17 protein-coding genes are annotated in these 26977 nt (G+C 49.9%); 11 read left to right on the forward strand and 6 right to left on the reverse strand.

Annotated features, from left to right (window positions below; genetic code table 11):
* Window positions 1–160 precede the first annotated feature (160 nt).
* A complete protein-coding gene (locus AC23NW_RS09920; RefSeq protein WP_487449206.1) occupies window positions 161–1906 on the forward strand; it encodes an alpha-amylase family glycosyl hydrolase in 1746 nt (581 codons plus the stop codon).
* Between the two features lie 46 nt (window positions 1907–1952).
* Window positions 1953–2819 carry an N-acetylmuramoyl-L-alanine amidase-like domain-containing protein gene (locus AC23NW_RS09925; RefSeq protein ID WP_293838436.1) on the forward strand — a complete coding sequence of 289 codons (867 nt, stop codon included), beginning with the start codon at window positions 1953–1955 and terminating at the stop codon, window positions 2817–2819.
* A gap of 105 nt (window positions 2820–2924) precedes the next feature.
* Here AC23NW_RS09925 and AC23NW_RS09930 read toward each other — a convergent pair whose 3' ends face one another.
* From AC23NW_RS09930 to AC23NW_RS09940, 3 genes are all read right to left on the reverse strand, one after another.
* On the reverse strand, window positions 2925–3467 hold the full coding sequence (locus AC23NW_RS09930; protein WP_487449208.1) for an RNA polymerase sigma factor: 543 nt from the start codon (window positions 3465–3467) through the stop codon (window positions 2925–2927).
* A 234-nt stretch (window positions 3468–3701) separates the two neighbouring features.
* Window positions 3702–5189, reverse strand: a complete 1488-nt coding sequence (locus AC23NW_RS09935) for a capsule assembly Wzi family protein (protein ID WP_487449210.1) — start codon at window positions 5187–5189, stop codon at window positions 3702–3704.
* 452 nt (window positions 5190–5641) lie between these two features.
* Window positions 5642–7495: a M61 family metallopeptidase gene (locus AC23NW_RS09940; RefSeq protein WP_487449211.1), complete on the reverse strand. Its 1854-nt coding sequence runs from the start codon at window positions 7493–7495 to the stop codon at window positions 5642–5644.
* A gap of 208 nt (window positions 7496–7703) precedes the next feature.
* Here AC23NW_RS09940 and AC23NW_RS09945 point away from each other — a divergent pair, with 208 nt between their 5' ends.
* The 6 genes from AC23NW_RS09945 to trmB all read left to right on the forward strand — a co-directional run bounded on the left by AC23NW_RS09945 (window position 7704) and on the right by trmB (window position 16992).
* Entirely contained in the window at window positions 7704–10742 is a 3039-nt protein-coding gene (locus tag AC23NW_RS09945; RefSeq protein WP_487449212.1) for a tetratricopeptide repeat protein, read from the forward strand.
* A gap of 69 nt (window positions 10743–10811) precedes the next feature.
* Complete coding sequence (locus tag AC23NW_RS09950) at window positions 10812–12464, forward strand: TonB-dependent receptor (RefSeq protein ID WP_487449213.1); 1653 nt, start codon at window positions 10812–10814, stop codon at window positions 12462–12464.
* Between the two features lie 22 nt (window positions 12465–12486).
* A complete protein-coding gene (locus AC23NW_RS09955) occupies window positions 12487–13725 on the forward strand; it encodes an HU domain-containing protein (RefSeq protein WP_487449214.1) in 1239 nt (412 codons plus the stop codon).
* A gap of 308 nt (window positions 13726–14033) precedes the next feature.
* Window positions 14034–14966, forward strand: coding sequence for an energy transducer TonB (locus AC23NW_RS09960; protein WP_293838456.1), 933 nt, complete (start codon window positions 14034–14036; stop codon window positions 14964–14966).
* A gap of 68 nt (window positions 14967–15034) precedes the next feature.
* Complete coding sequence (locus AC23NW_RS09965; protein WP_487449215.1) at window positions 15035–16324, forward strand: bifunctional folylpolyglutamate synthase/dihydrofolate synthase; 1290 nt, start codon at window positions 15035–15037, stop codon at window positions 16322–16324.
* Between the two features lie 2 nt (window positions 16325–16326).
* Entirely contained in the window at window positions 16327–16992 is a 666-nt protein-coding gene (gene trmB, locus AC23NW_RS09970; RefSeq protein ID WP_487449216.1) for a tRNA (guanosine(46)-N7)-methyltransferase TrmB, read from the forward strand.
* Between the two features lie 42 nt (window positions 16993–17034).
* Here the strand turns inward: trmB and gap are convergent, their stop codons facing one another.
* Entirely contained in the window at window positions 17035–18030 is a 996-nt protein-coding gene (gene gap / locus AC23NW_RS09975; protein WP_293841903.1) for a type I glyceraldehyde-3-phosphate dehydrogenase, read from the reverse strand.
* 1190 nt (window positions 18031–19220) lie between these two features.
* On the opposite strand from gap, the gene AC23NW_RS09980 reads away from it, so the two are divergent.
* The gene (locus tag AC23NW_RS09980) at window positions 19221–20042 is read left to right on the forward strand and encodes a 2,3,4,5-tetrahydropyridine-2,6-dicarboxylate N-succinyltransferase (RefSeq protein ID WP_293841876.1); all 822 of its coding nucleotides are present in this window, start codon (window positions 19221–19223) and stop codon (window positions 20040–20042) included.
* 161 nt (window positions 20043–20203) lie between these two features.
* Window positions 20204–20674: a helix-turn-helix transcriptional regulator gene (locus tag AC23NW_RS09985; protein ID WP_293841879.1), complete on the forward strand. Its 471-nt coding sequence runs from the start codon at window positions 20204–20206 to the stop codon at window positions 20672–20674.
* 824 nt (window positions 20675–21498) lie between these two features.
* Here the strand turns inward: AC23NW_RS09985 and AC23NW_RS09990 are convergent.
* Entirely contained in the window at window positions 21499–22929 is a 1431-nt protein-coding gene (locus tag AC23NW_RS09990) for a tetratricopeptide repeat protein (protein ID WP_487449218.1), read from the reverse strand.
* Window positions 22930–23060: 131 nt separating this feature from the next.
* Window positions 23061–25589 (reverse strand): DNA gyrase subunit A, encoded by a 2529-nt coding sequence (gyrA, locus tag AC23NW_RS09995; RefSeq protein WP_487449219.1) that lies wholly within the window; start codon window positions 25587–25589, stop codon window positions 23061–23063.
* A 463-nt stretch (window positions 25590–26052) separates the two neighbouring features.
* Between gyrA and AC23NW_RS10000 the strand changes: the two genes are divergently transcribed.
* On the forward strand, window positions 26053–26967 hold the full coding sequence (locus tag AC23NW_RS10000) for a sugar phosphate isomerase/epimerase family protein (protein ID WP_487449220.1): 915 nt from the start codon (window positions 26053–26055) through the stop codon (window positions 26965–26967).
* The last annotated feature ends 10 nt before the right edge of the window (window positions 26968–26977 follow it).

Here is a 26977-nt window from a genome sequence, read left to right on the forward strand (position 1 = left end):
AGAGACAAAGAGTGAAAGAGCGACGGGGATACAGTAGCGCAGCATGATCCTGCACTCTTTATCTCTTTCACACTTTCGCTCTTTGTTTTTCCCCCCCAAGCGGGTAGTTTTGTAGAGAATCGATTACCTGCTGAAGCCGTAACGCCTTTTTTAACCTGTTATGAATACAACGTCGCCCGTAGCCACGATGGACAAACTCGTTATTTATCAGATTTTTACCCGTTTATTCGGGAATAATAATACCACTAATAAATCCTGGGGCAGCCGCGATGAAAACGGTGTCGGTACCTTTAACGACATTACGGATAAGGCGTTGCAGGAATTAAAGCAGTTCGGCGTATCGCACGTCTGGTACACGGGGGTGATTGAGCACGCCATTCAGACGGATTATACGGCAAACGGCATTCCTCTCGATGATCCTGCCGTGGTGAAAGGGAAAGCCGGCTCGCCCTATGCCATCAAGGATTATTACGACATTAACCCGGATCTTGCCGTAGCGGTGCCAAACCGTATGGCCGAGTTTGAGGCGCTGGTTCGCCGCACACACGCCAACCGGCTGAAAGTCATTATTGATTTTATTCCCAACCACGTTGCCCGCCAGTATCATTCCGATGTTAAGCCGGCCGGTGTGGTGGATCTGGGCCAGCAGGATGATCAGACCGTTGGCTTTAAACGGGATAATAATTTCTATTACCTGGTCGGGCAGGCGCTACAGGTTCCCGCCAGCGTCGTGACTACAGACGGGACACCGGTTCATGCCCCGAAACTGAAGGAGTTTCCGGCAAAGGTGACCGGTAATGATGCCGTAACGGCCAGCCCGTCGATCAACGACTGGTACGAGACAGTCAAGCTGAATTATGGCGTGGATATCTTTGATCAGGGCAAAACCTACTTTGACCCCGTACCGGCAACCTGGCAGCAGATGCTGGACATTCTGCTTTACTGGGCAGCCAAAGGCGTGGACGGCTTCCGGTGCGACATGGCCCAGATGGTGCCCGTCGAGTTCTGGGAGTGGGCCATTCAGCGGGTCAAAGCCGTCCATCCGGGCATTATCTTCATTGCCGAAATCTACGAAGTTGATAAATACCGTCCGTATATCTTTAAAGGCGGTTTTGATTACCTCTACGACAAGGTAGGGTTGTATGACGCCCTTCGCCGGCTGATGGAAGGCCAGGGCACCTGCCGGGACATTACAAAGGTATGGCAGCAGGAGTCGGGAGACTATAGTGAGCATATGCTCCGGTTTCTCGAAAACCACGACGAGCAGCGGATTGCTTCCCGTTTCTTTGCCAATGATCCATGGGTAGCCGTGCCGGCAATGACCTTATCGGCAACCCTGCATACGGGACCGGTGATGATTTATTTCGGCCAGGAAGTCGGGGTGCGGGCTGAGGGCAGCGAAGGTTTCAGCGGCGACGACGGCCGTACGACCATCTTTGATTACTGGGGTGTGAAGGAATGGCAGGGCTGGCTTAACCGGAAAGGAAAAGCGGCCGGCCGCTTTGACGGCGGCGGGTTAACAGATGATCAGAAGAAACTCCGGGCGTTTTACCAGCAACTGAATCACCTGGTGAACGGCAGCGATGCCATTCAGAACGGTAAATTCTACGACCTGCAGTGGGCAAACGGCCAGACCGCCGGCTATAATCAGGACCGTCAGTATGCGTATCTGCGCCACACCGCTAAACAAAAGCTGCTGATCATCTGCAACTTTGATAAAACACAGCACTGCCAGACACGGCTGCATATTCCGGACCATGCCTGGCAGACGATCGGGCTGGATGGTAAACGCCCCCGCCGGTTTACGGATATTTTCCTGACCGGAACCCGGCTGGAAGCACAGGCCGGGGATGATGTGGCAATCTCGCTGCCGCCCCTCGGTGTTCTCGTGCTGGAAATCAGCTAAAGCGGCTGTTTGCCTATTGATCAACAAAGACCTGACCGGAACCCCTATGAGGAGAACCTTTACTACGCTTATACTGCTTTTTTGTGGATGGATGGGATACGCGCAGGAAGCGCCGGTAACTGAAAGTGCCTTGCCTGAGGTGCAGGGTGGTAAAACCATCAGCGAGTCGGTGCTGGTTTTCGGGAAGTCGTTTATCGGAAAACCGTACGTTGCCCATACCCTTGAAGGAAACCCGACCGAGCAGCTGGTCGTCAATTTCCGGAAGTTTGATTGTACTACCTTTGTCGAGTCGGTAATGGGGTTGTCCTTTGCCTGGCACGATGCCCAGCTAAAAGCCACGAAGGGTAGCCTGGACGACATTTACCGGCGGTACCTGACAAAAATCCGCTACCGGAACGGGCAGCTGGACGGCTATGCCAGCCGGCTGCACTATTTCTCGGAGTGGCTGGCTGATAATGAACGCAAAGGGCTGATCCGGGATATTACCCGGCACATTACAGGCAGCATGCAGGTCTCCAAACCTGTTTCCTACATGACGGCCGCTACTTGGAAATATCCGGCGATGCAGGATCCTGCGGTCTATAAGCAGATCGCGCAGGCCGAGAATGAAATCAGCCAGCAAACCTTCTCTTTTATTCCGAAGAAAAACCTCCGGCAGGCCGAAAACCAGCTGCGCGACGGTGATATTATCATGCTGACGGCGGCCCGCACCGGTCTGGATATGAAACACTGTGGTTTCGCCGTCTGGCAAAACGGAAAGGTCTACCTGTTACATGCCTCCTCCGATTTCGGCATGGTCATGCTGACCCGCCAGCCGTTAATTCAGTACGTACAGGCTAACAAACGGCTTTCGGGCATCCGCGTAGCCCGCATCAGCCCGAACACCCGGCTGACAGCGTCAGTGAATGAGTAATGGATAAGTAGTAATGAAAAATGGATAATGAATAATGCAGCGAGAGCGTGTTCCTGCCGGTGATCGTTCATTATCCATTGAACATTATTCATTACACATTATTAATCAGGCCAGGTTATAGTAAAGTCTTCTGATTTTGTCCCGTGAGCGTTTCAGCCGCATTTTGATGGCGCTGTCCTTAATATTGAGCGTGAGCGCCAGCGCCTTTATATCGTGATCCTGTTCGTATTTTAACCGCAGGAGGTTGATCTCGTCAGGCGGTAGATACTGCAGGACCTGCGCCAGCTGGGAAAGCTGGAAGTCAATGGTATCACTGTCATCATCCGTAAGCGTCTGTATTAATTCTTCACCGATACCAATGGTCGATTGCCGGTGGGTATGCCGGATCTGGTCCATGCAGTAGTTGTAGGCAATGGCATAGAGCCAGGTAGAAAAAGAGGAGCGTTCCTTAAAATTGGGAAGGTTGTGCAGAACCCTGAGAAAAATCTCCTGCGTGAAGTCTTCGGCCAGGACCGGATCTTTAATTAATGAAAAACAACGCCTGTAAACTTTCTGGGCATACCGTCTATAGAGAATTTCGGTATACATACTTTGGCTGGTGACCAAATACTGCGTCACCAACTCTTCATCTTTGAGTCGGGTTTTCATGGGTGTAAAGGTATAATTGTGCTTTAGGTATGCTACAAACAGATTGCTGTCTGCCAGGGCCGCTACATTCGCGGTAATGACTGAACAATCAACTGTTTATATCATACAAGTATAATCAAAGTGTCAGATATTGCCCAGAAAAAAACAGGATAATTTGAATTTGCGTAAAAAAACGGGTGACGGATTTACAGAAAGGTAAGCGTAGTGACAGATAAAATTAGTTTTGGCGGGTTTTTACCGGTTCCGGCTTTCCTTCCGCAGACTGAAGTAGTACCCGGCATTCCGGCTGAAGAGGTTCCCGAAATCGGCGGCAAAGGACGCCATAGCCGTCACACCGCCAAATAAGTCAACTGGGGCGCTTACCGTAAACAGTCCGGAAAACTGGGGAACGGTTACGGGGAAGGGGTTTTCATACGTGCCCTTATTCAGGCTGTACGACAGTTTGGTTTTAAACGAAAAGAAGTCAAGGACCTGTCCGGCCACCCCGATATGCCATACCGCGACCCGGTTATTATTGGAGAATTGATAGTTGGGCAGGTCGTTCCGGAGCTGGGCTGACGGGGTGATAAACGGGGTCCCGATTGTTTGCCCGAGCCTTGACCAGCCGTCGCGGTACTGGGAATGATTAAAGTAATTGTCCTTGCCCCGCAGCAGCGGATCATTATCGATAAAGGCATTCCCTCCCTGGCTATAGGTAGACAGGTATTCTAGGGTAATCTGCCGGATCTGAAAGCCGTCCGGATTAACGGGCGTATGACTGCGTACGGAAATGCCGTTCAGGCCGTCTTTCAGATTGGTGAGGTAATATAGAGAACCATCATCATAAATGCTTTGCCGGTAAATAAAAAGGGTACGGCGGCGGCTCCGGTAGGTCATGCCCACATCAATCGTACCCAGGTGGTTGCCGATCCGGTTTTCCCGGTCGAAGGTACTGATCCGGCTCGTATCAACCTGTGAACGGGTACCCAGACTGGTGCCGGTTATGACATCAATATAATCCCGGAATGAATTCGGCAGCTGCCCGTTCCGGATAAGCCCGTTCGGTAGCCGGTCGGTTGTGCCGCCCCATTGCACGTTGTGGTTAAAGCCGCCGAACAACTGTAAGCGCCACGCGGGTTTGCCGATCCGGCCGTAGAGGGCTTTCTGGTGCAGCAGCGTATTTTTAACAAACCGGTTTTCTTCGAACCAGCCGTGGGCAAACAGCCCTTTGATGGCAATGACACCGTTTTTGGGCCAGTATTCGGGAATGGCCAGCTGGATTTTGAGCATGGGCAGGCTGTTGCCCGACCAGCTATAGGAACCGGTGCCGAGGGTCGAGTCGGCCAGACCGATGATTTCCCGCCGCCTGCCTGCCCAGATTTCCCAGACGCCGAGCCGGACCTTTACGTACGCCTCCGGCAAGACAAATTTATAATCATACCCGGCGTTGACCACACCATTGACGGCATAGCCCCAGTCGGCCCACCGGTTTCGGGCCTTGAGGCTGTCCAGTCTGGTTTTCGGTGGTTTGTGGTAATCTACCTGAATGCCTGCGCGGAGGGTCATCAGCGCGTGCTCCCTCGGAACGATACCGTACTGATTTGCCCGTAGCCAGAAGGGGATTTCTCCGGATGTGGCAAAATAGGTGCCCACTTCCCCCATGAGCCGGACAGGCTTGCGCAGTTGGGCGGGCGCAACTGTTGATAACAGGCAAAAAGAAACAGTACAATACAGCTTTCTCATAGGCAGCTTAGATCACAGGTTGGACCGCATAGGTTGGACCGCACAGGCTACCGCAAAAATGGTGCAAAAAATGGACTGATTGTATAGCTATACAGGGTACACCTTATATAAAGAATCAGAGAAGCAGTGGAGAGGTGTTAAGTAGTTTTATCGGGGAAAACCGTATATTTAATCGGCAAAAATGGCAATATCGTCTATTATGGTGTGCCTAGTTCAGCTATTTTTTCTACTTTTGGTAAAAATAACCGGTTACGGAAGCCGGTTGTTTTTAAGATAAGATAAGATTAGAAAGGGACAGCCTCTCTTCACTGAAGGGAGGTTTTGTTTTTTCTGCCCCAAAAGTACAGTACTGCAGACGGAATCCGGATTAAAAGAAAATTAAAATAAGAGGTATATAAGAAAAGCCCGGTCGCAGGACCGGGCTTTTCTTATGAAAGAAGGAGTCAGATACTTTAGTTGAGGTAAAGCCATTTGCGGAAAAGCATCCGCTGGCGGTCGGTTGGCGCGTTGACCGGTTCAAGCCGGTAAGCCACCAGCGGGTTCTGGCCGAGGATTACCGGAAACTCCTGCACAAATCCGTTCCGGTTTACCAGTACGCGGATGGTCTGGCCTTTGGGCCGGCCGGCAAGCTGTTTGTTAAAATCGTCAACTGTTCCCGCCAGCCGGACACTGTCGATGGCCAGCAGTTCATCGCCTACGTTCAGGCCCTGTTGCCAGGCCGGTGAATCGCGCCGGACACCGGCGATGGTCAGCCGCCCCCCGGCCGTACCGGGTGAAACGCCCAGAAAGCCATCCTGTACCGGTGCCGCGTTGTTGACCAGCTGTAGGCCTACCGGTGCAAAAAAAGCGTTGTAATCGATGGTTTCGGTACCGTATACGTATTTACTGAAGAAATCGTCGAGTTTACGGCCGCCAATCTGTTCAAGTGCCTGTTTCAGTTCCTCGTCGGTAAAGCCGCGTTTTTGTTTTTTGTAGTACTCGTTATACATAAACCGCATCACATCGTCGAGGTTGCGTTCACCGTTTGTACTGCTGAGGATACTCAGGTTCAGTAGGGACGCCAGCACACTCCCTTTATTATAATAGGATACCGTGCTGTTGTTCGAGTTTTCGTTCGGCCGGTAATACTTGATCCAGGCATCGTAGCTGGATTCGGCGACGGACTGCTCCCGGTTACCGGGAAGGTTTTCGATGCCGTTAATGTCCGCGGCGATTACGTTGAGGTAATGTTCAGGAGTATGGAAACCTGCCCGGCGAAGGATGTAGTCTTCGTAAAAGGAGGTAAATCCTTCTGCTTCCCACAACGAACGGGTATAGTTTTCATTTTCGTAGTCGAAGGGACCGAGGGCGACGGGACGCAGCCGTTTGACGTTCCAGAGATGAAAATATTCATGCGCCACCAGGGTCAGAAACCCTTTATAGTTGGTTTCGGTTGCATAGGCAACGCGGTTGGTCTGTAAGGTCGTCGAGTTCTGGTGCTCCAGCCCGCCGCCGCCCAGCGTTGTGTGGTGGACAATAAAGGTATAGTCTTTACACGGATGTTCGCCGAAGATACCGGTTGCAGTTTCGCAGATTTTCCGGTAGTCGGCGGCCAGCCGCCGTTCATCATAGACGACCTCGCCGTACTGGGCTACGGTGTGCGGCACACCGGCTGCCGTAAACGAAAAGGTAGCGTGGTTACCGGTTTCGACCGGTGAATCGACCAGAAGGTCAAAATTGGCCACGTCATAGGTAAAGGCACCGTTGGCGGTACGGACCAGCGGCAGGGCAACCGAAACTTTTTTCCAGCCGGAGAAGGGTACGACAGTGAGCTGAGCGGGTAATGCTTTCAGGGCGTCGTTGAAGAGAAACAGGCTGGCTCCGTTCAGATACCCGTGGGATTCGTCGACAAATGATGTCCGTACGCTCAGTTCAAAGGCATAAACCCGGTAGCGGACAGTTATCTGATCGGTGGTTGTGTAAATACGCCACGCATTTTTACGGATTTTTTCGGCCCGCACCGGCTGGTTGTTACTCTGCGCGGTAAATCCTTCCACATGACGGGCATATTCGCGGATCAGATAAGACCCCGGGGTCCAGACCGGCATTTTCAGATCGATATAGCCGGTCTTCTGCAGGTTAACCGCCTGCGCAAAACCGGACAGCTGCATGTCCACCTCAACATAATGCGTCTGAGGCTGCGGCATAGCTACCGTATACCGGATAACGGGAGACGGAGCGGCCTTTGGGTCACCGGCCAGCAGGGGCCGGTAGCTACTAAACACCAGAATGATCGTTAAAAACAGATACTCTAACTTGTTTTTCATACGGAAAACGTAATACATTCGTTTTTTCAGCAATCAGGCTGCCCCGCACCCGTCCGCATCGGCGGAGCGTTGGCAAGGCAGCCGGTTGCCGGTTTCCCCGACCGGACTGTCCGGAGGCTGAAAAGCCCGGTGCAGGCTGTCCGGGGTAATCAATTGACATGTAGCGAATCTACAACGCTTTCCCAGGATTCACAACCCCAGCGCATCTATGCAGCGTTCCCTTTCCCGCATCTGCGGTGTTTCATTGGTCGTTACCAGTACGATCGTCACCCCCTTCGGCGTGGTGGCCCAGCGTACGCTGAGCTATACCGAAGCGGATTATAGTTACCGGAACGGCGTGGAGCTGTTCGAAAAAAATAATTACGCAGCGGCCCGTGCTGAATTCCGGCAATACCTCGACCGGCGTAAACAGACGCAGAATACCGTTGGTACGCCGGCCGCCGACCCGAATACCGTCGAGGCTGAATACTACATTACCCTGAGCAGTCTGTATATGGATGAGCCGGGGGCAGAAGTGCAGGTCGACCGGTTTGTAAAGAACCACAGCCAGCACCCGAAAGCCGGGCAGCTGTATGGTGACCTCGGTGCCTATTATTACGGGAAAGAGGATTATACCAAAGCCATCAGCTTTCTGGAAAAGGCGGTAAAGCAAAACGGGAGTTATGCGCAGATGGCAGGGTATAAATACCAGCTGGCCATCTCGTATTTCAATACCCAGGATCTTGCCCGCGCCCTGCCGCTGCTGAATCAGATTAAGACGGATGCCAGCCTGAAGGACGCGCCGGCCGCCTCGTATTATGCCGGGGTAATTAACTACCGGAATAACAGCTACAACGAAGCGGTTGCCGATTTTAAACGGGTAGAGCAGAATCCGCTCTACCAGCAGGATGTACCGAACTGGATTGCCCAGTCGTATTACCGGCAGCAGCGGTTTGATGACCTGCTGCGGTATACCGAACCGCTGCTGCGCCGGAATACGGGCGGTCAGTACGGGGATGTGGCCCTGGTTACGGCGGAGGTATATTACCAGCAAAGCCAGTACGCCCGCGCCATTCCGTATTATAAACAGTATATGGCGGCCAGAGGGGCGAAGGTGCCCGGACCAGTGAAGTTCCGCTACGGCCAGTCGCTGTTCCGGACGGCGGCCTATGCCGATGCCATTACCCAGCTCAAGCCGCTGGCAGCCGGTAAGGACACGGTGGCACAGTATGCGGCCTATACCCTCGGCATCAGTTACCTGCAGAGCCAGAATCCGTCGTATGCCCTGACCGCCTTTGATCAGGCCGGCCGGTTATCGTATAGCGCTCCGATTCAGGAAGAGGCCCTTTTTAACCACGCCAAGGTACAGCTTGACATGAATAACGGCGCTGACGCCGTGAAGGAATTAAACGAGTACCTGCGTAAATACCCGAACGGGTCCTTTGAGAACGAAGCAAACGAACTGCTCACGGAGGCCTATTTCGCATCCAATAACTATCCGGTTGCCATTGCGTACATTGAAGGCTTAAAGCGCCGGACGGCAAAGATTAACGCCACCTACCAGCGGCTGACCTTTAATCAGGGCGTGAATGATTACAATGCCGAGCGGTACGAGGCTGCCATCCGTAATTTTGACAAATCGTTAACCGTTACCACCGACGCCGGTCTGCAGCAGTTGGCCCGGTTCTGGAAAGCAGAATCCTTTTCGGCCCAGAAGCAGTATGACAGTGCCATTCCGCTCTATAACCAGCTGAGTAAGGCCGGCGGAGAGACCGGAGCGAAAAGCCTGTACGGGTTAGGCTATGCCTACTATAATAAAAAGGATTATAGCCGCGCGCTGACCTATTTCCGGGATTTCCTCAGTAAAAGTGCGCAGGCCAACGACCTGGCTGCCACAGATGATGCGCTGGTGCGCGTGGCGGATGCGTATCTGGCCGGTAAGCAGTATAACGAAGCGATGCGGTATTACGACATGGTGATTTCGCAGGGACGGGGTGACCGTGATTATGCCACCTATCAGAAAGGCATTATCCTGACCTATGTCGGCCGTGATCAGGAGGCGAAGGCCCAGTTTGATCAGCTCAAGCGCCAGTACCCGGGGTCACGTTTTGCCGATGATGCCGAATTTCAGGCCGCCAACGTTGATTTTGAAAAGGGAGCCTATCAGGTGGCCATCGGCGGCTTTTCGCGGCTGATCCAGCAGAAACCGAAGAGTTACCTGATTCCGGCGGCCCTGCTGAAACGGGCAATTGCCTACAGTAACCTCGAACAGTATGATCAGGCCGTTGCCGATTACCGCCGGATCCTGAACGAATTCGGGGGTACTACCCAGGCCCAGAGTGCTTTACTGGGCCTGCAGAATACCCTGAATGATGCCGGCCGGCCGGAGGAGTTCTCGCAGGTACTGGGTGATTACAAGACGGCGAACCCGAACAGCACGGAAGTGGAGCGGGTGCAGTTTGAAAATGCCAAAAACATCTTCTTTAACGAGAAGTACGAGCAGGCTATCAAATCCTTCCTGTCGTTCATGCAGGAATATCCGGGCAGCCGCAGTACCGGCGAAGCCCGTTATTACCTGGCCGAAGCGTACCGGCAGACAAAGGATGGGCAGAACGCGCTCCGCTACTATAGTCTGGTAACCGGTTCGCCGAAATCGGATTTCAGTGTCCGGGCGGGTGTCCGGGCCGCCGAGCTGGAAACCCAGCTGAAGAACTATCCGCGGGCGGTTAAGAACTATTACTACGTGCTTGGTCTGACCGACGGTAAAAATGAGCAGGTAACGGCGATGCTGGGGCTGATGGATACCTATTATCAGTATCCGAAGCTGGATTCGGCGGCCCATTTTGCCAGGGAAATTCTCAGCATCGGCAATGTCGTGCCGGGTGCCCAGAACCGCGCCCAGCTGATGGCCGGTAAGGTGGCGCTGGCCAAGAACGATTTTAAGACCGCGCAGGCCGATTTCGAAAAAACCATTGCCCTCGCCAAGGATGTCTACGGGGCCGAGGCCAATTATCTGATCGGGGATATCCTGTTCCGGCAGAAGAAATATAAGGAGTCGATTGCGACGCTGTTAAAGTTCAATGAGCAGTTCAGCGATCTGGAATACTGGAAAGGAAAAGCCTTCCTGCTGATTGCGGAAAACAACGTGGCGATGAATGAACTGGTGCAGGCTAAAGGTGTGCTCCGCTCAATTATTGATAATTCCCCCGAACCGGCTATTGTTGACGAAGCCAAACAGAAACTAGCCTCTCTGGAATCTAAAAACTAATCACGCCCTGTACATTCATTATTGCCGGAAACACATATGCTGGTATTAAAAAAACATCCGATATATATCATGGCCCTTGCCTTTTCGATGGCAACGGGCCCGCTGCTGGCCCAGAACCAGCAGCCCCGTCCGCCAAAGAAAGAAGGTGAAATCGAGAATCAGGAAATCACCGTTGAGAAAAGCCGGAAGATTGAGCTGCCGCAGGCAAACCGGCTTTTCAACAAAATACCTTCACTGAAGCCGTCTGAAGAGCAGCGGAAGATTACGTACGAGTTTCAGGACCGGCCGCTGACGGTAGCCGATCCGAAAACAACCCCGAACGTACTGCCCCCGTCGGTTACCCAACCCGATCAGCAGGTACCGTTCAACAACTATGTCAAGCTTGGGGCGGGGAACTACAGCTCTTTTCTCGGGGAAGCCTTTGTTGCCTCACCTAATACGTCGAATCTGGGTTGGGAGGGATCGTTCCGGCATCTGTCGTCAAATCTGGGCCCCAAAGACGGCCGCAATTCGGGACAGAGTGAAAACCGGTTCCGGCTGGCGGGGAACTATGCCCTGAATGCCCTGAAGTTTTCGGCCGAGCTGGGGTATAACCGCGATGTATACGGATTTTACGGGTATCGTCCGCGGACGGAAGCCCCGCCGCGGGACAGTATCCGCCAGCGGCTGAATACGCTCAATTTTAAGCTGGGGTTTGAAAATACCGATAATGAAACGGCCGTCGATTATTCGCTGAAAACCGGGGTGACTGTATTAAAGGATTATTACAGTGCCTCAGAGCTTGACTGGGGGACAAACTTTAATGCGTCGATGGCCATCACGGATCAGGTGTATGCCCTGCTGACGGCCGATGCCTATGTAACCCAGCGTACCGATCAGCTGGTCGATAACCGGAATCTGTTCCGGGTTACCCCGACCTTTAAATATGCCTCGCCGCTGTTTACGGCTACGGTCGGGGTCAATGCGGTGAATGAAACCGACAAGCGGTTGGGCATTAACCGGACGCAGGCGTTTCCGGTGGTTAGCGTGGATGCGGTGCCGACCGGGAACATACACTTCTTTGCCGGTATCGACGGGGACATCATGCGGAACACCCTGCGGTCGCTGCTGAAAGAAAACCGCTGGCTGGCTCCGAACGTACTGCTGGCGAATACTATCAAGTCAGCCGATTTTTACGGCGGGTCAAAAGGCGAAATCGGCGGTGGTTTTACCTACGAAGGGAAAGTGTCCTATGCCACCTACCGGAACTTTTACGCTTTCAACAACAGCTGGCCGGATACCTCAAAATTCTTTGTGCTCTACGACGGCGGAACAGCGCGGGTACTGACCATCAGCGGGCAGCTGGGCTACGCCCTGAAGGATAAATTCCGGTCAACGCTGAAAGGGGAGTTCTATCGCTACGGTCTGGACCGCATGGCGATTGCCTACCACCGGCCGCGGACGACAGCCACCTGGACAAACTCGTTTATCCTCAACAGGAAGTTGTTTATTACGGCCGACCTGTATATGTATGAAGGGATTCAGGCAAAGAACTTTGTAACGAATACGACCTATCAGTTACCGGTAATCTGGGATGCAAACCTGAAGATTGATTACTTCCTTGGTAAACAGTTTGCGGCTTTTGTATCGTTGAATAACATCGCCGGCCAAAATTACCAGCGTTATTTGTATTATCCGGTTCAGGGACTTAACTTTCTGGGAGGAATCAGTTATTCTTTCTGAAGTAACTATAAATAACGAAGTTATGACTACTGTTGGCGCCTATCTGCGAAAGCTTCTGTACCAGTACGACTGTGTGATTGTACCGGAGCTGGGTGGTTTTCTGACGAACTATCAACCGGCTACGTTTGTGGCTGGTTCGGGTCAGTTTCTGCCACCACGGAAGCGGGTAGGGTTTAATGAAGCGTTGCGGCTGGATGACGGACTGTTACTCAATTATGTGATGCTGCACGATCAGCTGACACGGGATGAGGCACAGCGGAAAATCAGTCAGTTCGTAACCGGCCTTCGTTTACAGGTGCAGGAAACCGGCCGTTTCGCTCTGGAGGGGATCGGCTTGTTTACCCTGAATGATGAAGGCAGCCTGCAGTTTGACCCTGAACTGCGTCATAACTTTTACGGAGAGGTATTCGGAATGACGGCCATTCCGGCGGTCCGGCTGACGGAAGAGGTGGTTGCCGAAACGGCATCCGTTGTGTCGCTGGGACCGGTTTTAGCGGAAGAGGTGGTAGAGCAGACGCCGTTTATGGTCGTGCATCGTCCGCAGCGGGTATATATCCGCTGGGTAGCGGCTGCGGTAGTGGTGGGTACCCTGGGGGTGCTGAGTTATTTCTCGGTGATTCAGCCGGGGCAGCCGCTGCAAAGCAGTTTTAACCCCGCGTCCGTTTTTCAGATACCGGCTGCCCTGACGAGCACTTGGAACCGGCTGACACAGGTAACGCCGGTTCAAAAGCCGGTACAGCAGCAGACGGCTCCGGTATTGACCGAACCGCAGCACTTACCGGTAATGACCGTACCTGTGGCACCGCCATCGGTTGAGCCGGCTGCAACGCCGGCGCCGGAAACCGTTCCGGCCGAACCGGTGGTGAAGACGCCTGCTACGGTAAAAGACGTTGCAGCTGTTGCAGCCGTCGCGAAGCCTGAAACACAAAAGCCTTTGCGCGCTGTTGAAAAAGCCGCACCTGCTCAGCCTGAACAAACCGTCACCGCAACAACAGAGGAAACAGGTCAACCGGCGATGCGTGAGGACCGGCCTGCGTTTATTGTTGTGGCCGGTAGTTTTGCCAGCCGCCCCAATGCGGTTCGTTTCCGTAAATCGTTAATGAAGGCAGGGTATTCAGATGCATATATTATACTACCGGATCAGTCGACCCGGTTATACAAAGTTGCCGCACTTGGTTTTCCGCAGAAAGCGGAGGCTGTGGCAAGTGTCGATAGTCTCAGCAAGCTAACCGGGATTCCGGCGTGGGTAATGCGGAATTGATTCACTTGAAAACACAAGGTTGAAAAGGCAATCCGGATGGGTTGCCTTTTTTTTTATTTATATTCCTGTATTCGGACAGCGTAGCGGAAACATTGCCGTAGGGGCGACCCCACGTGGTCGCCCAATAGATCACAGCTGTCAGATTCTTATAAGTCTATCTGAAATATAAAGCATATTATACTTATAGAATATGAAGCGATTAGCAAATCACAGCGAGGAAAGTTAGGGATTAGTAGCAGTTTTTTAGCAAACATAAACCAAATTGCACCTTTTCATCGTTAGTACGCAAAACATCAACCAAGGCGCGCATGATTCGCACGGCATTTGAAAATGAAAAAGAAGTCCGGGTTGTGGCATTTGCCGGTGCATTTGCCATCAATCTGTTGTTAATCTTTATTCTGGTGTATATCCGGCTCTGGCAATCCATTCCTGATCCGCCGCCGATTCAGTTTGTTGAAGTGAATTTCGGAACTGATGCGGTCGGCAGCGGCAAGATACAGACCTATAACAAGGCGAATGATTCAAAGAATGACGTAGACGTTAAGAAGGCCGAAGACCGCCCGAATCCCAAAGTAACGACAACTCCGCGGGTGGAGAAGACACCGGTAACGCCTGTCCCTAAGGTAGAAGAGGTTAAAACGGGCAAGACAGTTACGGAAAAGCCGGTGATTGCGAGTAAAACCGAAAGTCCGGTATCCGTTCCGGAAAAGGCAGAGCCTAAGAAAACCGAAGCTCCGAAGCCGACACCGGCCCCGCCGCGGACCGAACCGGCCAAAAAAGTGGAGACGGTTGACCCGAATGCCTTGTATAAGCGTTCGTCGGGTGGTGCAGGGTCGAACGGAACAGTCGGTCGCGGCAGCGGCGTTGGCGGTAACAATAACGGTGATGATGCAAGCGGAGTCGGTGATAAGGGCCATCCGGACGGTAAAATTGACCGCGGCCAGTTTTACGGCCAGCCGGGCGGTACCGGAAGCGGGGTTTCCTTTGACGTATCGGGCTGGTCCCTGGCGAGCCGTCCGAATGTAAATGATGATTCAGACGAGACGGGAAAGATTGTTTTTCAGCTGAAAGTAGACAGCAGCGGGGATATTGTCTCGGTACGTCAGGTACAGAGCACGGTGAGTCCGGCGGTTGTCGAAGTATACCGCAAGGCCGTGCAGCGTTTACGGCTGGTGCCGAAATCGTCTTCTGCACCGCCTGTTTCTACCGGAACGATTACATTTATTATTAAATCAAAATAAGTGGTCAGCGCAAGGTTATGGGCCCTTTCTGAGGGTTTCATGGCTACGCGCCGGCCATTTTTCTTTTTATGCAGTATCAGGAAGCAATCGACTATCTGTACAGCCGGCTGCCCGTCTTTCACCGGATCGGGCCGAAAGCCTTTAAGCCCGGTCTGCAGAATACGGAGCGGCTGTGTGAAGCGCTCGGTAATCCGCATCTGAAGTTTAAAAGCATTCATGTCGCCGGAACCAATGGAAAGGGGAGTACCTCCCATATGCTCGCGTCCATCTATCAGGCTGCCGGTTACCGGGTAGGGCTTTATACCTCGCCGCATTTAAAATCATTCACCGAGCGAATCCGTATCAACGGCCAGCCAATTCCGGAGCAGGAAGTGGCGGATTTTGTGGAGACGAATAAAGCATTAATCGAGGCGATTTCCCCTTCTTTTTTTGAGGTAACCGTCGCTATGGCGTTCGGTTGTTTTGCGCAGAATGCCGTTGACATTGCCATCATCGAAGTAGGGCTTGGCGGCCGGCTGGATTCCACCAATATTATTATTCCGCAATTATCGGTTATTACCAATATCGGGTTTGATCATACCGATATTCTGGGCGATACACTTGACAAAATTGCGGCGGAAAAAGCAGGTATAATCAAGCCGGAAATTCCGGTAATTATTGGTGAATTGCTGCCCGAAACCGAACCGGTTTTTGCGCAGACTGCCGCCCTGAAAGATGCTCCGTTATTCAGCGCCGGCCAGTACTATTCCGTAACGGTGGAAGGTCATCTGAACGGTCGGCTACAGGTGGCTGCAGAAGCCCGTAAAACAGGATTAACCAGAAAGCTGGAGTTGGATCTGGCCGGCGATTATCAGGCACTGAATCTTCCGGCCGTGTTACTGGCTACGGACATACTGCAGGATCAGTTTCCGGTAGGAGAGGCGGCGATTACGGATGCCTTATCGTCGGTTGTGCCGCGTACCGGATTGAAGGGACGTTTCCAGATTATTCAGCAATCACCAACGATAGTCATTGATACGGCGCATAACAAGCCGGGGCTGCGGGCCTTTTTTAACGCGCTGGATTCAATTCCGAAGCGGGAACTGCATATCGTTTTCGGGATGGTTGCCGATAAGGATCCAGGGGCTATGCTGGCTGAGCTGCCTCGAACGGCCCGTTATTATTTTTGTGAAGCGGATAGTCCCCGTTCACTAAAATCAACCGATTTACAAAAGGAAGCCTCCCTATTTGGACTCAACGGAAGCGTGTTCACTGATGTCAACGAGGCAATCAGTGAAGCGATTGGTAATACAGATGTAAATGATGTAATTGTCACAGTAGGAAGTAATTACATTGTGTCAGAGTTAAACTGTTTATAATTGTGACTAGACGAAAATTAGAGCGATTCAGGCAAAATGCCTTAAGTACAAATGTAATTGAGGCTGGAAAGGAAGTTTACAAAACTATCAAGGGTAAATGGAGAGAGAATTACTTTAGAAATGTAAATTCGATTGTACTGGAGCTTGCCTGCGGTAAAGGAGAGTACACTGTAGGGCTCGGTCAGGCATTTCCGGAGAAAAATTTTATTGGGGTTGATATAAAAGGAGACCGTATTGCCAGAGGATCCCGGGCGGCTTCAGATCTTGGTCTGCAAAACGTTGCCTTTCTGCGAACCGATATTCAATACCTGACGGAGTTTTTTGAAGACCTAGAGGTAGACGAGGTCTGGATAACGTTTCCGGACCCGCAGCCGAGAGATAAGCAGGAAAAGCACCGGTTGACTCATCCGCGGTTTCTTGACCGCTATAAACAGATTCTGAAGCCCGGCGGAACACTACATTTAAAAACGGATAATCTGCCGTTCTTCGATTACTCACTGGAAACCCTTCCACAGCATGGTTTTACGGATCTGGTATGGACGAAAGACCTGTATACATCGCCCATGAATCTGATTCATCTGGGCATTAAAACGAAATACGAAGGTATATTCACAGAGAAGGGATTTTTAATTAATTATTTACAATGTAAAAAGGGTGCAAGCAATTAAGCTTACACCCTTTTAAAGGCATTCCCGGATTGAGCGTTTAATTTAGTTAATTAAGCGCTCAATTAAGTCTGCCACGCGGCTTGAATAACCGAATTCGTTATCGTACCAGCCTACAACTTTCGCCAGATTTCCGTTAACTGTTGTCAGCTTCGAATCGAAAATACATGAGTGAGGATTCCCAACGATATCGGCAGAAACGATTTCGTCTGTGCAGAATTCAAGAATACCCTTCAGGTACGTTTCCGATGCCTGTTTCAGCGCATCATTAATTTCCTGAGCCGAAGCTTCTTTTTTCAGTATTACAGTCAGGTCCGTAAGTGATCCGTCCGGCGTCGGCACGCGCATGGCGTTTCCGTCAAGTTTACCTTTCAGCTGCGGCAGTACCAGACCAACTGCTTTTGCGGCTCCTGTAGATGTAGGAACAATTGACAGGGCGGCTGCGCGGGCACGGCGAAGATCGGAGTGAGGCGCATCCTGCAGATTCTGATCCGCTGTGTAGGCGTGGATGGTTGTCATGTATCCTTTTTCGATACCGAAAACATCATCAAGCACTTTGGCCATCGGGGCCAGACAGTTGGTTGTGCATGAAGCATTCGAAACAATTGTTTCGTCACCTGTAAGTGTGTCTTCATTTACACCTAATACTACTGTAGGGATATTTCCTTTAGCAGGGGCAGAGATTACTACTTTTTTAGCACCGGCTGTCAGGTGTTGACCAGCACCGGCTTCGTCAACGAAGCGGCCTGTTGATTCCAGAACAACATCTACGTTAAGTTCTTTCCAAGGAAGCTGCTTTGGATCACGTTCTGCATAAGCATTGATCCGGACACCATTTACAGTGAGGCTTTCGCTGTCAGAAGTAACAGTTCCGTTGAATTTGCCGTGTACTGAATCGTATTTCAGCAGGTGCGCAAGTGTAGCATTGTCTGTCAAATCGTTGATACCAACTACTTCGACATTCTCTTTTTCTAACAGTCTGCGGAAGGATAACCGTCCAATTCGACCAAAACCGTTGATGGCTACGCGAATTTTTCCCATTGAATTGACTAATTGTTTGATTTTCGGCTCAAATATATGCCTTTTCGAATAAATGAAGGCTTTTCTTGTCATTTTGGAGATACACAAACCAATTCAATCTGGAATCTATAATTGGTTTGGATCATATTAGTACACTATAAACACGTTAGCATCCGATTAGTATCCAATTAAGACAATTTAGGTTTTAATAGTATAAATTTAGCTAAATACTATACTTATTACTAATAAATTAGCGTTCTACTAGTATTTACTAAATAAAAGTATTGCTAAATAGTCGCTTTTTACTATTTGCTAATGCTAGTTTTATATCTATTGGAAATAGTGGCAGGAATCTATTCTACTTTTTTAACACAATTATTTAGGTTAGTAGAAATAACAATATCCTAAGGTTTTCTTCAACACATAAACAGTTTATAGTATCTCAGAATTTATTTTAATTGTATATGTGTATAGGGGGTGGGGATAATCTTCCGGAAGGGTTTAATAAACTACAAAAAGTTGCATGCTGTATTTTGTTACTAACTGATGTTACGCAGCATTAGTCAATAGAAATTATTTTTTGACAACCGCAGAACTTCCAACCTAACGAAGGCCAACATAGATAAATCTGCGGGCGTACTGTGTGAGCCGAAGAGCAGGCATACACTGTGTTTGACCTTATATGCTGACCGTATCGGCCGTCAAGTCGTTTGTTACCAGATTGAGCACCCCTTGCTCAGAGTCTCCGACTTTGAAGACCTGTTTAGTCAGCAGCAGGGGAAAATCCACTCAATCGGCCGATCCGATACAGCCCCTGTTGTTTGTCCGCTTTTGAAAGCGCCCTGATTGACTAAAAGATAGACTTTAGACATGTAAGCGTTTGAGATGGTATATTGCTTGTTACAATATAAGACTCTTGAATCAATATCCATTCCCATAAATCATGAAAGTAAGACTCTTTACATACTGAAGATTAGAGTCAAAATATATACCAGGCAATCACCGGTAAGAGCCTATACAGGAGAATAGAGATTTTGACAGATAAAAATAAATTTTTAACAACAAAGACCTACATTTGTAGGGCTGAGTATGAATTTATCAATCGGCTATTACGTCAAAATAAAGCCCAAAATAATATTTGGCAACTACGCTTATATGACTGCTTATAAGCAGTTTACATAGTACATATTAAATTACAACTTTAATCTGCAATGTCTCTTCAGGAATCTATTGAACAAATCTGGAGTAATCGTGAGTTACTACAGGACCCATCTGCCAAAGAAAACATTCTGAGTGTTATTGACCAATTAGATAAAGGTACACTGAGGGTGGCACAGCCCTCCGGTCAGCAAACAGGGGACTGGCTGGTAAATGAATGGGTAAAAAAAGCCATACTGCTTTATTTCGTGAGCCAGAAAATGAGTGTACAGGAAGTTGGCATTTTTACGTTCCATGACAAAATCCCGCTGAAATCTAACTTTGCTGCCGCAAACGTCCGTGCTGTACCGCCAGCGGTTGCCCGTTATGGCTCATATCAGGCTGCAGGTGTAATACTAATGCCATCATATGTTAACATAGGCGCTTATGTAGATGAACGTACAATGGTTGATACATGGGCAACTGTCGGAAGCTGCGCACAGATCGGGAAGGATGTTCACTTAAGTGGGGGAGTAGGAATCGGAGGAGTGCTGGAACCACCACAGGCAGCTCCTGTTATTATAGAAGACGGTGCTTTCATTGGTTCCCGCTGTATCGTTGTTGAAGGAGCCAGAATTAGTAAACGCGCCGTACTTGGTGCTGGCGTTACCATTACCGGCTCATCAAAAATAATTGATGTAACCGGTGAACAACCGGTGGAATATAAAGGATTTGTGCCTGAAGATGCGGTCGTGATTCCCGGTAGCTATCCTAAAAAGTTTCCAGCAGGGACATTTGATGTCCCGTGCGCGTTAATAATCGGGAAGCGTAAAGCATCTACCGATTTAAAGACATCACTGAATGACGCACTGCGTGAAAATAATGTATCGGTTTGATAATTAACAATACACAATATTAAATCACACTTATAAATCTCACAATTGTATAATTTACAAATTGTGAGATTTTTTTTATATACAAAAAACAATTGTAACTAGCATATATTTACTGTAAATTGATATTTGTGATTATATTTGCGTATAACTTGCAATTGACAATGAACATCAACGATAAGATTAAACAGATATTGATTGAAAAAAACCTGTCACCATCGCATTTCGCAGATGAAATTGGTGTACAGCGATCCAGTATTTCACATATCCTGTCTGGTCGGAACCGCCCGAGTTTTGACATCATTCAAAAAATAATCCGCCGGTTTCCTGACCTGGGATTCGACTGGATTCTGGAAGAAGAACCTGTACCAACAACGCCCACGTTCCGGAATCCAAATCGGTTTACAGAGCAACAACGGGCAATTGCGATCCCAAATCAGGGTGGAGGAAATTACCAGAGTTCAGGCTATAACAACACAGGGATACGCTCTCAACGCGCCGAAATTCCGCCAATGCCATCTGCTTATCCGGCTGATGAACTACTGCCTGAACCAGAAAAAAACATTAATAAAACGGTTGAGCGCATTCTTATTTTTTACTCTGACGGCACGTTCAAGGAATACTCGCCGATGTAAGGGATAACGGATGTTATCGCGACGGAACGTCGCTTTTTTATATTATATATCTGTATAATAGGCCTAATAGGCTAAATAGACTTTATACAAAAAAGGGCCAAAACGCAATGTTTTGGCCCTTTTTTGTAACATCCTGTAAAGCAATACTTTAACGTTTCACGTGAATTGACCTTTCTGTAAAGTATAAGTTATGCTGACTAATCCAGACTATAAGCGCTAAAAAACTCCCCGGTTAACTACATCAACGCTATACCTGTTAACAATTTGTCGCATTCAGTTCAGGAAAGATTAATCACCTCACAGGCATTGGGGGTGATCAAGAAAGTTTTGTACAATACTAAAATATCTGATTTCCGGCAATCAGTTAGGGAAGGACCGTTCACCCGCAAAACTATTCAGACAACAATTTGTGACGCTTAAGCTGAACTGTTTCTGCGGTCAATATGGAGTCACAACTATTACCGGTTTCTGATCACTGGTATTGATTTATCATTCGACGCTGTTTTAGTTTTTTGTTTGAAGCAGAAATTCGGATTAGTTTCGATTCACAGTACGTTTACAATTATAAATACTATCAAACTTTTTGCGAACCACATCCCTGGGTCTTTCCATCAATCCATCACTTTATGCAAGATCGATACGATTATGTTTATGTTCTCCACTTAACACATCCCGAGTGGTAGTATTTCAACATAACACATTTGCCTTTTACATATATATAAACTAATCTATTTTAACAGACCCATACCAATTGTTTTATAATTTATATTATGTTAACTAGATTGTTCTTTTAAAAGGGCGACCACGTGGGATCGCCCCTACATTTATTCTACGCAGACTACTTTCTTCTCTTCCATCTGCTTCAGGTTATTCTGCAGCGATGTCAGTACTTCCTGCACTTCAGTATCATCTTTTACTGCTTTTGCCTTTTCGAAGTATGGTAACGCTTTTTTGAATTTACCACAAACACGGCCTTCGACCTCTTTACCTTTTGCCTGATATTCCTTAACATCCATGTTGCTCAACTGACGGTTCAGTTCAGCCGCTTCGTTAAAGAAAGCAACGCCCATGTTAAAGTTGGCATCGTAATTATTCGGATCGATTGACAGCGCTTTTGCGTAGTATTCCTTTGCCATGTTACGCTGATCTTCCATCTTCTTACGCGTCTCAGCAATTTTCTGGTCATTAGCGGCCGGATTGATACCTTTTGCTTCTTCAGCTTTCAGCGCTTCTTCTGCCTGCTTCACATTCGCAGCCGCTTCGCCCTGACGCTTCTGTACATCCGCTAACTGGCGCTTTAAATCAGCTGCCTTCGGGTTTTTCTTGATCGCAGCACTCAACCGGGCAATCTCTCCGTTAATCGCATCTAAAGCGTCTTTTTCGGCTGTCACCTTCTTCTTCAGATCACCGCCACGCTTTGCATCGTCGTTCAGTTTCTTTAGTTCGTCACCCAGCTTATCAGCTCCCTGCGTATAGACGATACCTAAGTTCAGGGCATTTGTAGCATTGGTCGGATCTTTCTCGATCAATTGCTTCATTCCCGCAATCGCTTCTTCCATCCGGCCTGATGACAGCATGATATTTACTTTCTCAGCCGCCAGATCCTTATTCGTCGGCAGCACCTGCAACCCTTTGTCAATCGTGGCCAGTGCCTTATCGATTTCCTTATCATTCCGGTACAGGGTTGCCAGGGAATAAATCACACTCGCATCCTTACCACCGTTTGTCATATACTTTTCAAACTGTGACTTTGCCAGTGTCGCATCCTGCGCCTGCTGGGCCGAAATACCGGTATATAATGGCGACAGGGTGTCTTTCGGCATCACCTCTCCTGCCAGCGACATCATTTTGATGGCATCCTTAAAGTTTTTATTCTGATACTTGGCTGCACCTTGTCCCATTAATGCCTGATACAGCTTCTGGCCGGCCAATGCCTCCGTAATCTCTTTATTCATCTTACCGCCGTTCGGCTCTACTTCCAGCGCTTTTTTATACGCTTCATAGGCCGCCAGTGCCGCACTCGAGTCCAGCTTGGCATATACGCCGGTCTGATCGATAGCAATCGCTTCGTAAATCTGACCTTTGGTATACCATGTCTTCGCTTTCGCCGACAGTTTGGCATCGGTCACCGCCTTATCAATTTCTGTTTTCGCTTTGTCAAGCGTCCCATTCTGAAAGTTAAGAATGGCGCTGGTCTGGGCTGCGGCCACCAGCGAGGTCAGGCTGAGCGCCGTTGCAACTACGACTTTTTTCATTGTACTGGGTTGTAATTGGTTGATAGGTATTGCTAAATTAAAAACGTTTCTGCACAAAGATGCAAAAAGTTATCTTTATGCTTTAGATTGTACAAAGGGGATGAGGTTTAATTCCCCACCCCCCTGCTTTTTTATTCGTCTGTAGCCGGCTGAGGTTCAGAATCTTCGCCTTCCTCCTGCTTTATCTTTGTTACCGATGAAATTTCATCGCCTTCATTCAGACGGATCAGCTTCACCCCCTGCGTATTTCGGCCGGCCACCCGGATTTCGCTCACCGCCATCCGGATCGCAATCCCGGACCGGTTAATAATCATCAGGTCATCGTTGTCCGTCACATCCAGAATAGCCACCAGACGGCCGACTTTTTCCGTTACCTTGAGGGTACCTACCCCCTTGGCACCACGGTTAGTCACCCGGTATTCGTCTACCTCCGACCGCTTTCCGTAGCCTTTCTCTGAAACAACCAGCAACTGCGCATCCGTTGACACAATACAGACCATGCCGATAACACGGTCATCCGGATTCTCTTCGTCCAGAGTAATCGCTTTCACACCCGCTGCCGTACGGCCCATCGGCCGCACACGGCTTTCGTGGAACCGCGCCGCCTTGCCCGAACTCGACGCCACCACAATATCGTTATCACCGTTGGTCAGACACACGCTCAGCAGCTGATCTCCTTCTTCAATCGTAATGGCAATAATACCACTCTGACGCGGACGGGAGAATGCCTCCAGCATGGTCTTTTTAATCGTTCCATGCTCGGTACACATCACCAGATAATTGTTGTTGATGTAGTCCGGATCGTCCAGGTTTTTCACGTTAATGACCGTACGTACCTTGTCATCGGCTTCGATGTTGATCAGGTTCTGCACCGGCCGGCCTTTCGAAATCCGGCTGCCTTCCGGCAGTTCGTGCACCCGCTTCCAGTATAACCGCCCGCGCTCGGTAAAGATCAGCAGGTAGTTATGCATGGTTGCCGTAAACAAATGCTCCGTAAAGTCATCGTCTTTCGTGGCGGCGGCACGGGAGCCGACCCCTCCCCGTCCCTGGGTTTTGTATTCCGTCAGCGGGGTACGTTTGACATAGCCTTCGTGTGAAATGGTAATGACCATCTCTTCGTCGGCAATCAGGGACAGATCACTGATATTACCGTCGCCCAGGGCATTGATTGCCGTCCGGCGCTGGTCCCCGTAGCGGGCTTTTACTTCCAGCAATTCGTCTTTAATAATCTGCCGCTTGCGGGTATCATTCGCCAGAATATCCTTCAGGTCTGTAATCAGCGCCATCAGCTCATCATACTCCTGCTGGATTTTATCCCGCTCCAGACCCGTCAGCCGTTGCAGACGCATGTCCAGAATCGCCTTGGCCTGTACCTCACTGAGACCGAATCGCTCAATCAGACCCGACTTGGCCTGATCCGGATCCTTAGCCCCGCGAATCAGCGCAATTACCTCGTCAATGTGGTCGAGCGCAATCAGCAGGCCCTGTAAAATATGCGCCCGTTTCTCGGCTTCCCGGAGTTCATACTGCGTCCGGCGGGTAATCACCTCGAAGCGGTGATCAACATAATACCGGATCATATCCCGCAGGTTCAGCAACATGGGCCGGCCTTTGACCAGCGCCACGTTATTGATCCCGAATGAGGACTGCAGCGATGTATGTTTATAGAGGTTGTTTAAGACAACGTTCGGAATAACATCCCGCCGCAGGTCATACACAATCCGAAGACCGTCGCGGTCAGATTCATCCCGGAAGGCGGTGATGCCTTCAATCTTCTTCTCATTAATGAGATCTGCCGTTTTTTCGAGCATAACGGCCTTGTTGACCATGTACGGAATGTCCGTCACAATGATCTGGGTTTTGCCCTTATTCTCTTCAATGGTAGCGTTGGCCCGCAGAACAACCCGCCCGCGGCCGGTCCGGAATGCGGATTTCACCCCTTCCATCCCGTAGATCGTTGCACCGGTCGGAAAGTCCGGCGCAATCACGTGCTCCATCAAGCCCTCAACCGTAATCTCCGGATCGTCGAGAAAGGCAATGATGCCGTTCACCACCTCTGTCAGGTTGTGCGGCGCCATGTTGGTAGCCATGCCTACGGCAATCCCCGATGATCCGTTCAGCAACAGGTTCGGCAGTTTGGCCGGCATCACCGACGGCTCCTCCAGCGAGTCATCAAAGTTTGGCTGGAAATCAACCGTCTCCTTGTAGATATCGCCCAGCAGTTCCTCCGCAATCCGGCGTAACCGTGCCTCGGTATACCGCATCGCCGCCGGCGAATCACCGTCAATTGACCCGAAGTTACCCTGTCCGTCAACCAGCGGATACCGTAATGACCAGTCCTGGGCCATCCGTACCATGGTATCATAAACCGAGGAGTCACCGTGGGGGTGGTACTTACCCAGCACCTCCCCTACGATACGGGCTGATTTTTTATGGGGTTTATTATAATTGACCCCCAGTTCAGCCATTCCGAAGAGTACCCGGCGGTGTACCGGCTTAAGCCCGTCCCGCACATCGGGAAGCGCACGCGAAATGATAACCGACATTGAATAATCAATGTAGGCACCCCTCATTTCGTCTTCGATGTTAATGGGAATAATGTTGCCCGGTCCGGTCGCATCCTGACCGGTGGAATCAATACCTGTGGTTTCTTCTGCCATAAAACAGGAACTATCTCCGGACGCCGGTCCGTTCATACCCAAACGGGAACGGCGGGGAGATTCTCGAAATTATACAATAATACGCGCTCTACCGGAAGGGTACGGCGCTTTAGACAAATATACTCATTTTTTGGCAAAACAGGAAATAATCGCGCAAATAGCCATTTAACAGCCCTTTACAGGCTCATGGTGATCCGATCTTTTTTCTATCGCCCCCCTGACGACTAGTTGACAGATGCCTTTCAGGCCGCGATGTCACAGTTCAGGCGAATTTGGTTCCATCAGAATAGTGCAATCAAACGAGTATTCCGGATAACCGTTGCTTTGTCAGATTTTTCTGACAAATTGTAACGTATTGCTATGCGCCTGTGTTTTACCGGCCGGCAACAGTAATCCGCCGGCATGTCGTACTTTTGTCCGCAATGATCGCTGTTTACAATACGACCCAAAAACGCTTCACTTTATGTTAAACCTTGGCTTTGTCAGCGCAATTCTGGCCGACCACGATCTGGATTATGTCCTCCGCTTTGCGGCAGAACACCGCTTTTCGTGCGTGGAAGTCATGTGCTGGCCCGCATCCAATGCGGATACACGCCGCTATGCCGGCGTAACCCATATTGATGTTGATACTGTCGATATCGCTCAGCTTAAACAAACCCTTGCCGCACAGCCGGTAACCATCTCCGGACTCGGCTATTACCCTAATCCGCTGGATCCTGATCCGGAAAAAGCAGCATTCTACCGCGAACACATCCGGAAAATCATCCGGACGGCCGCTGCACTGGATATTCCGGTGGTAAATACCTTTATCGGGCGTAACCCCTCCCTGTCCGTTTCCGACAACCTGAAGCTGGTTGCAGCACACTGGCCGGCCATTGTCCGTGAAGCTGAACTCTATAATGTAAAGATCGGAATCGAAAACTGTCCGATGTGGTTTACCAATGATGAGTGGCCGGGGGGTAAGAATCTGGCAACCACGCCGGCGATCTGGGACGAACTCTTCCGGATTATTCCCTCCCCTGTTTTGGGTCTGAACTACGACCCCTCCCACATGATCTGGCAGATGATGGATGAAATCAACCCAATCTACGCCTACAAGGACCGCCTGCATCACATCCACCTTAAGGACGTTAAACTGTATAAGGACAAGCTGGACCGTGTGGGAATTATGGCGAATCCGCTCGAGTATCACTCCCCGAAGTTACCCGGCCTTGGTGATGTCCGCTGGGGCAGGTTCTTTGCGGCCCTGACTGATGTCCGGTATCGGGGACCGGTATGTATTGAAGTAGAAGATAAGGCCTATGAAGGTAGTCCGGAAGATATACAGACTGCCATCCTCACCGCACGAAATTACCTGGCGCAGTTTTTAGTCTTATAGTTTTTGTACG

It is taken from the genome of Arsenicibacter sp. R0_47 (genome assembly GCF_057652235.1).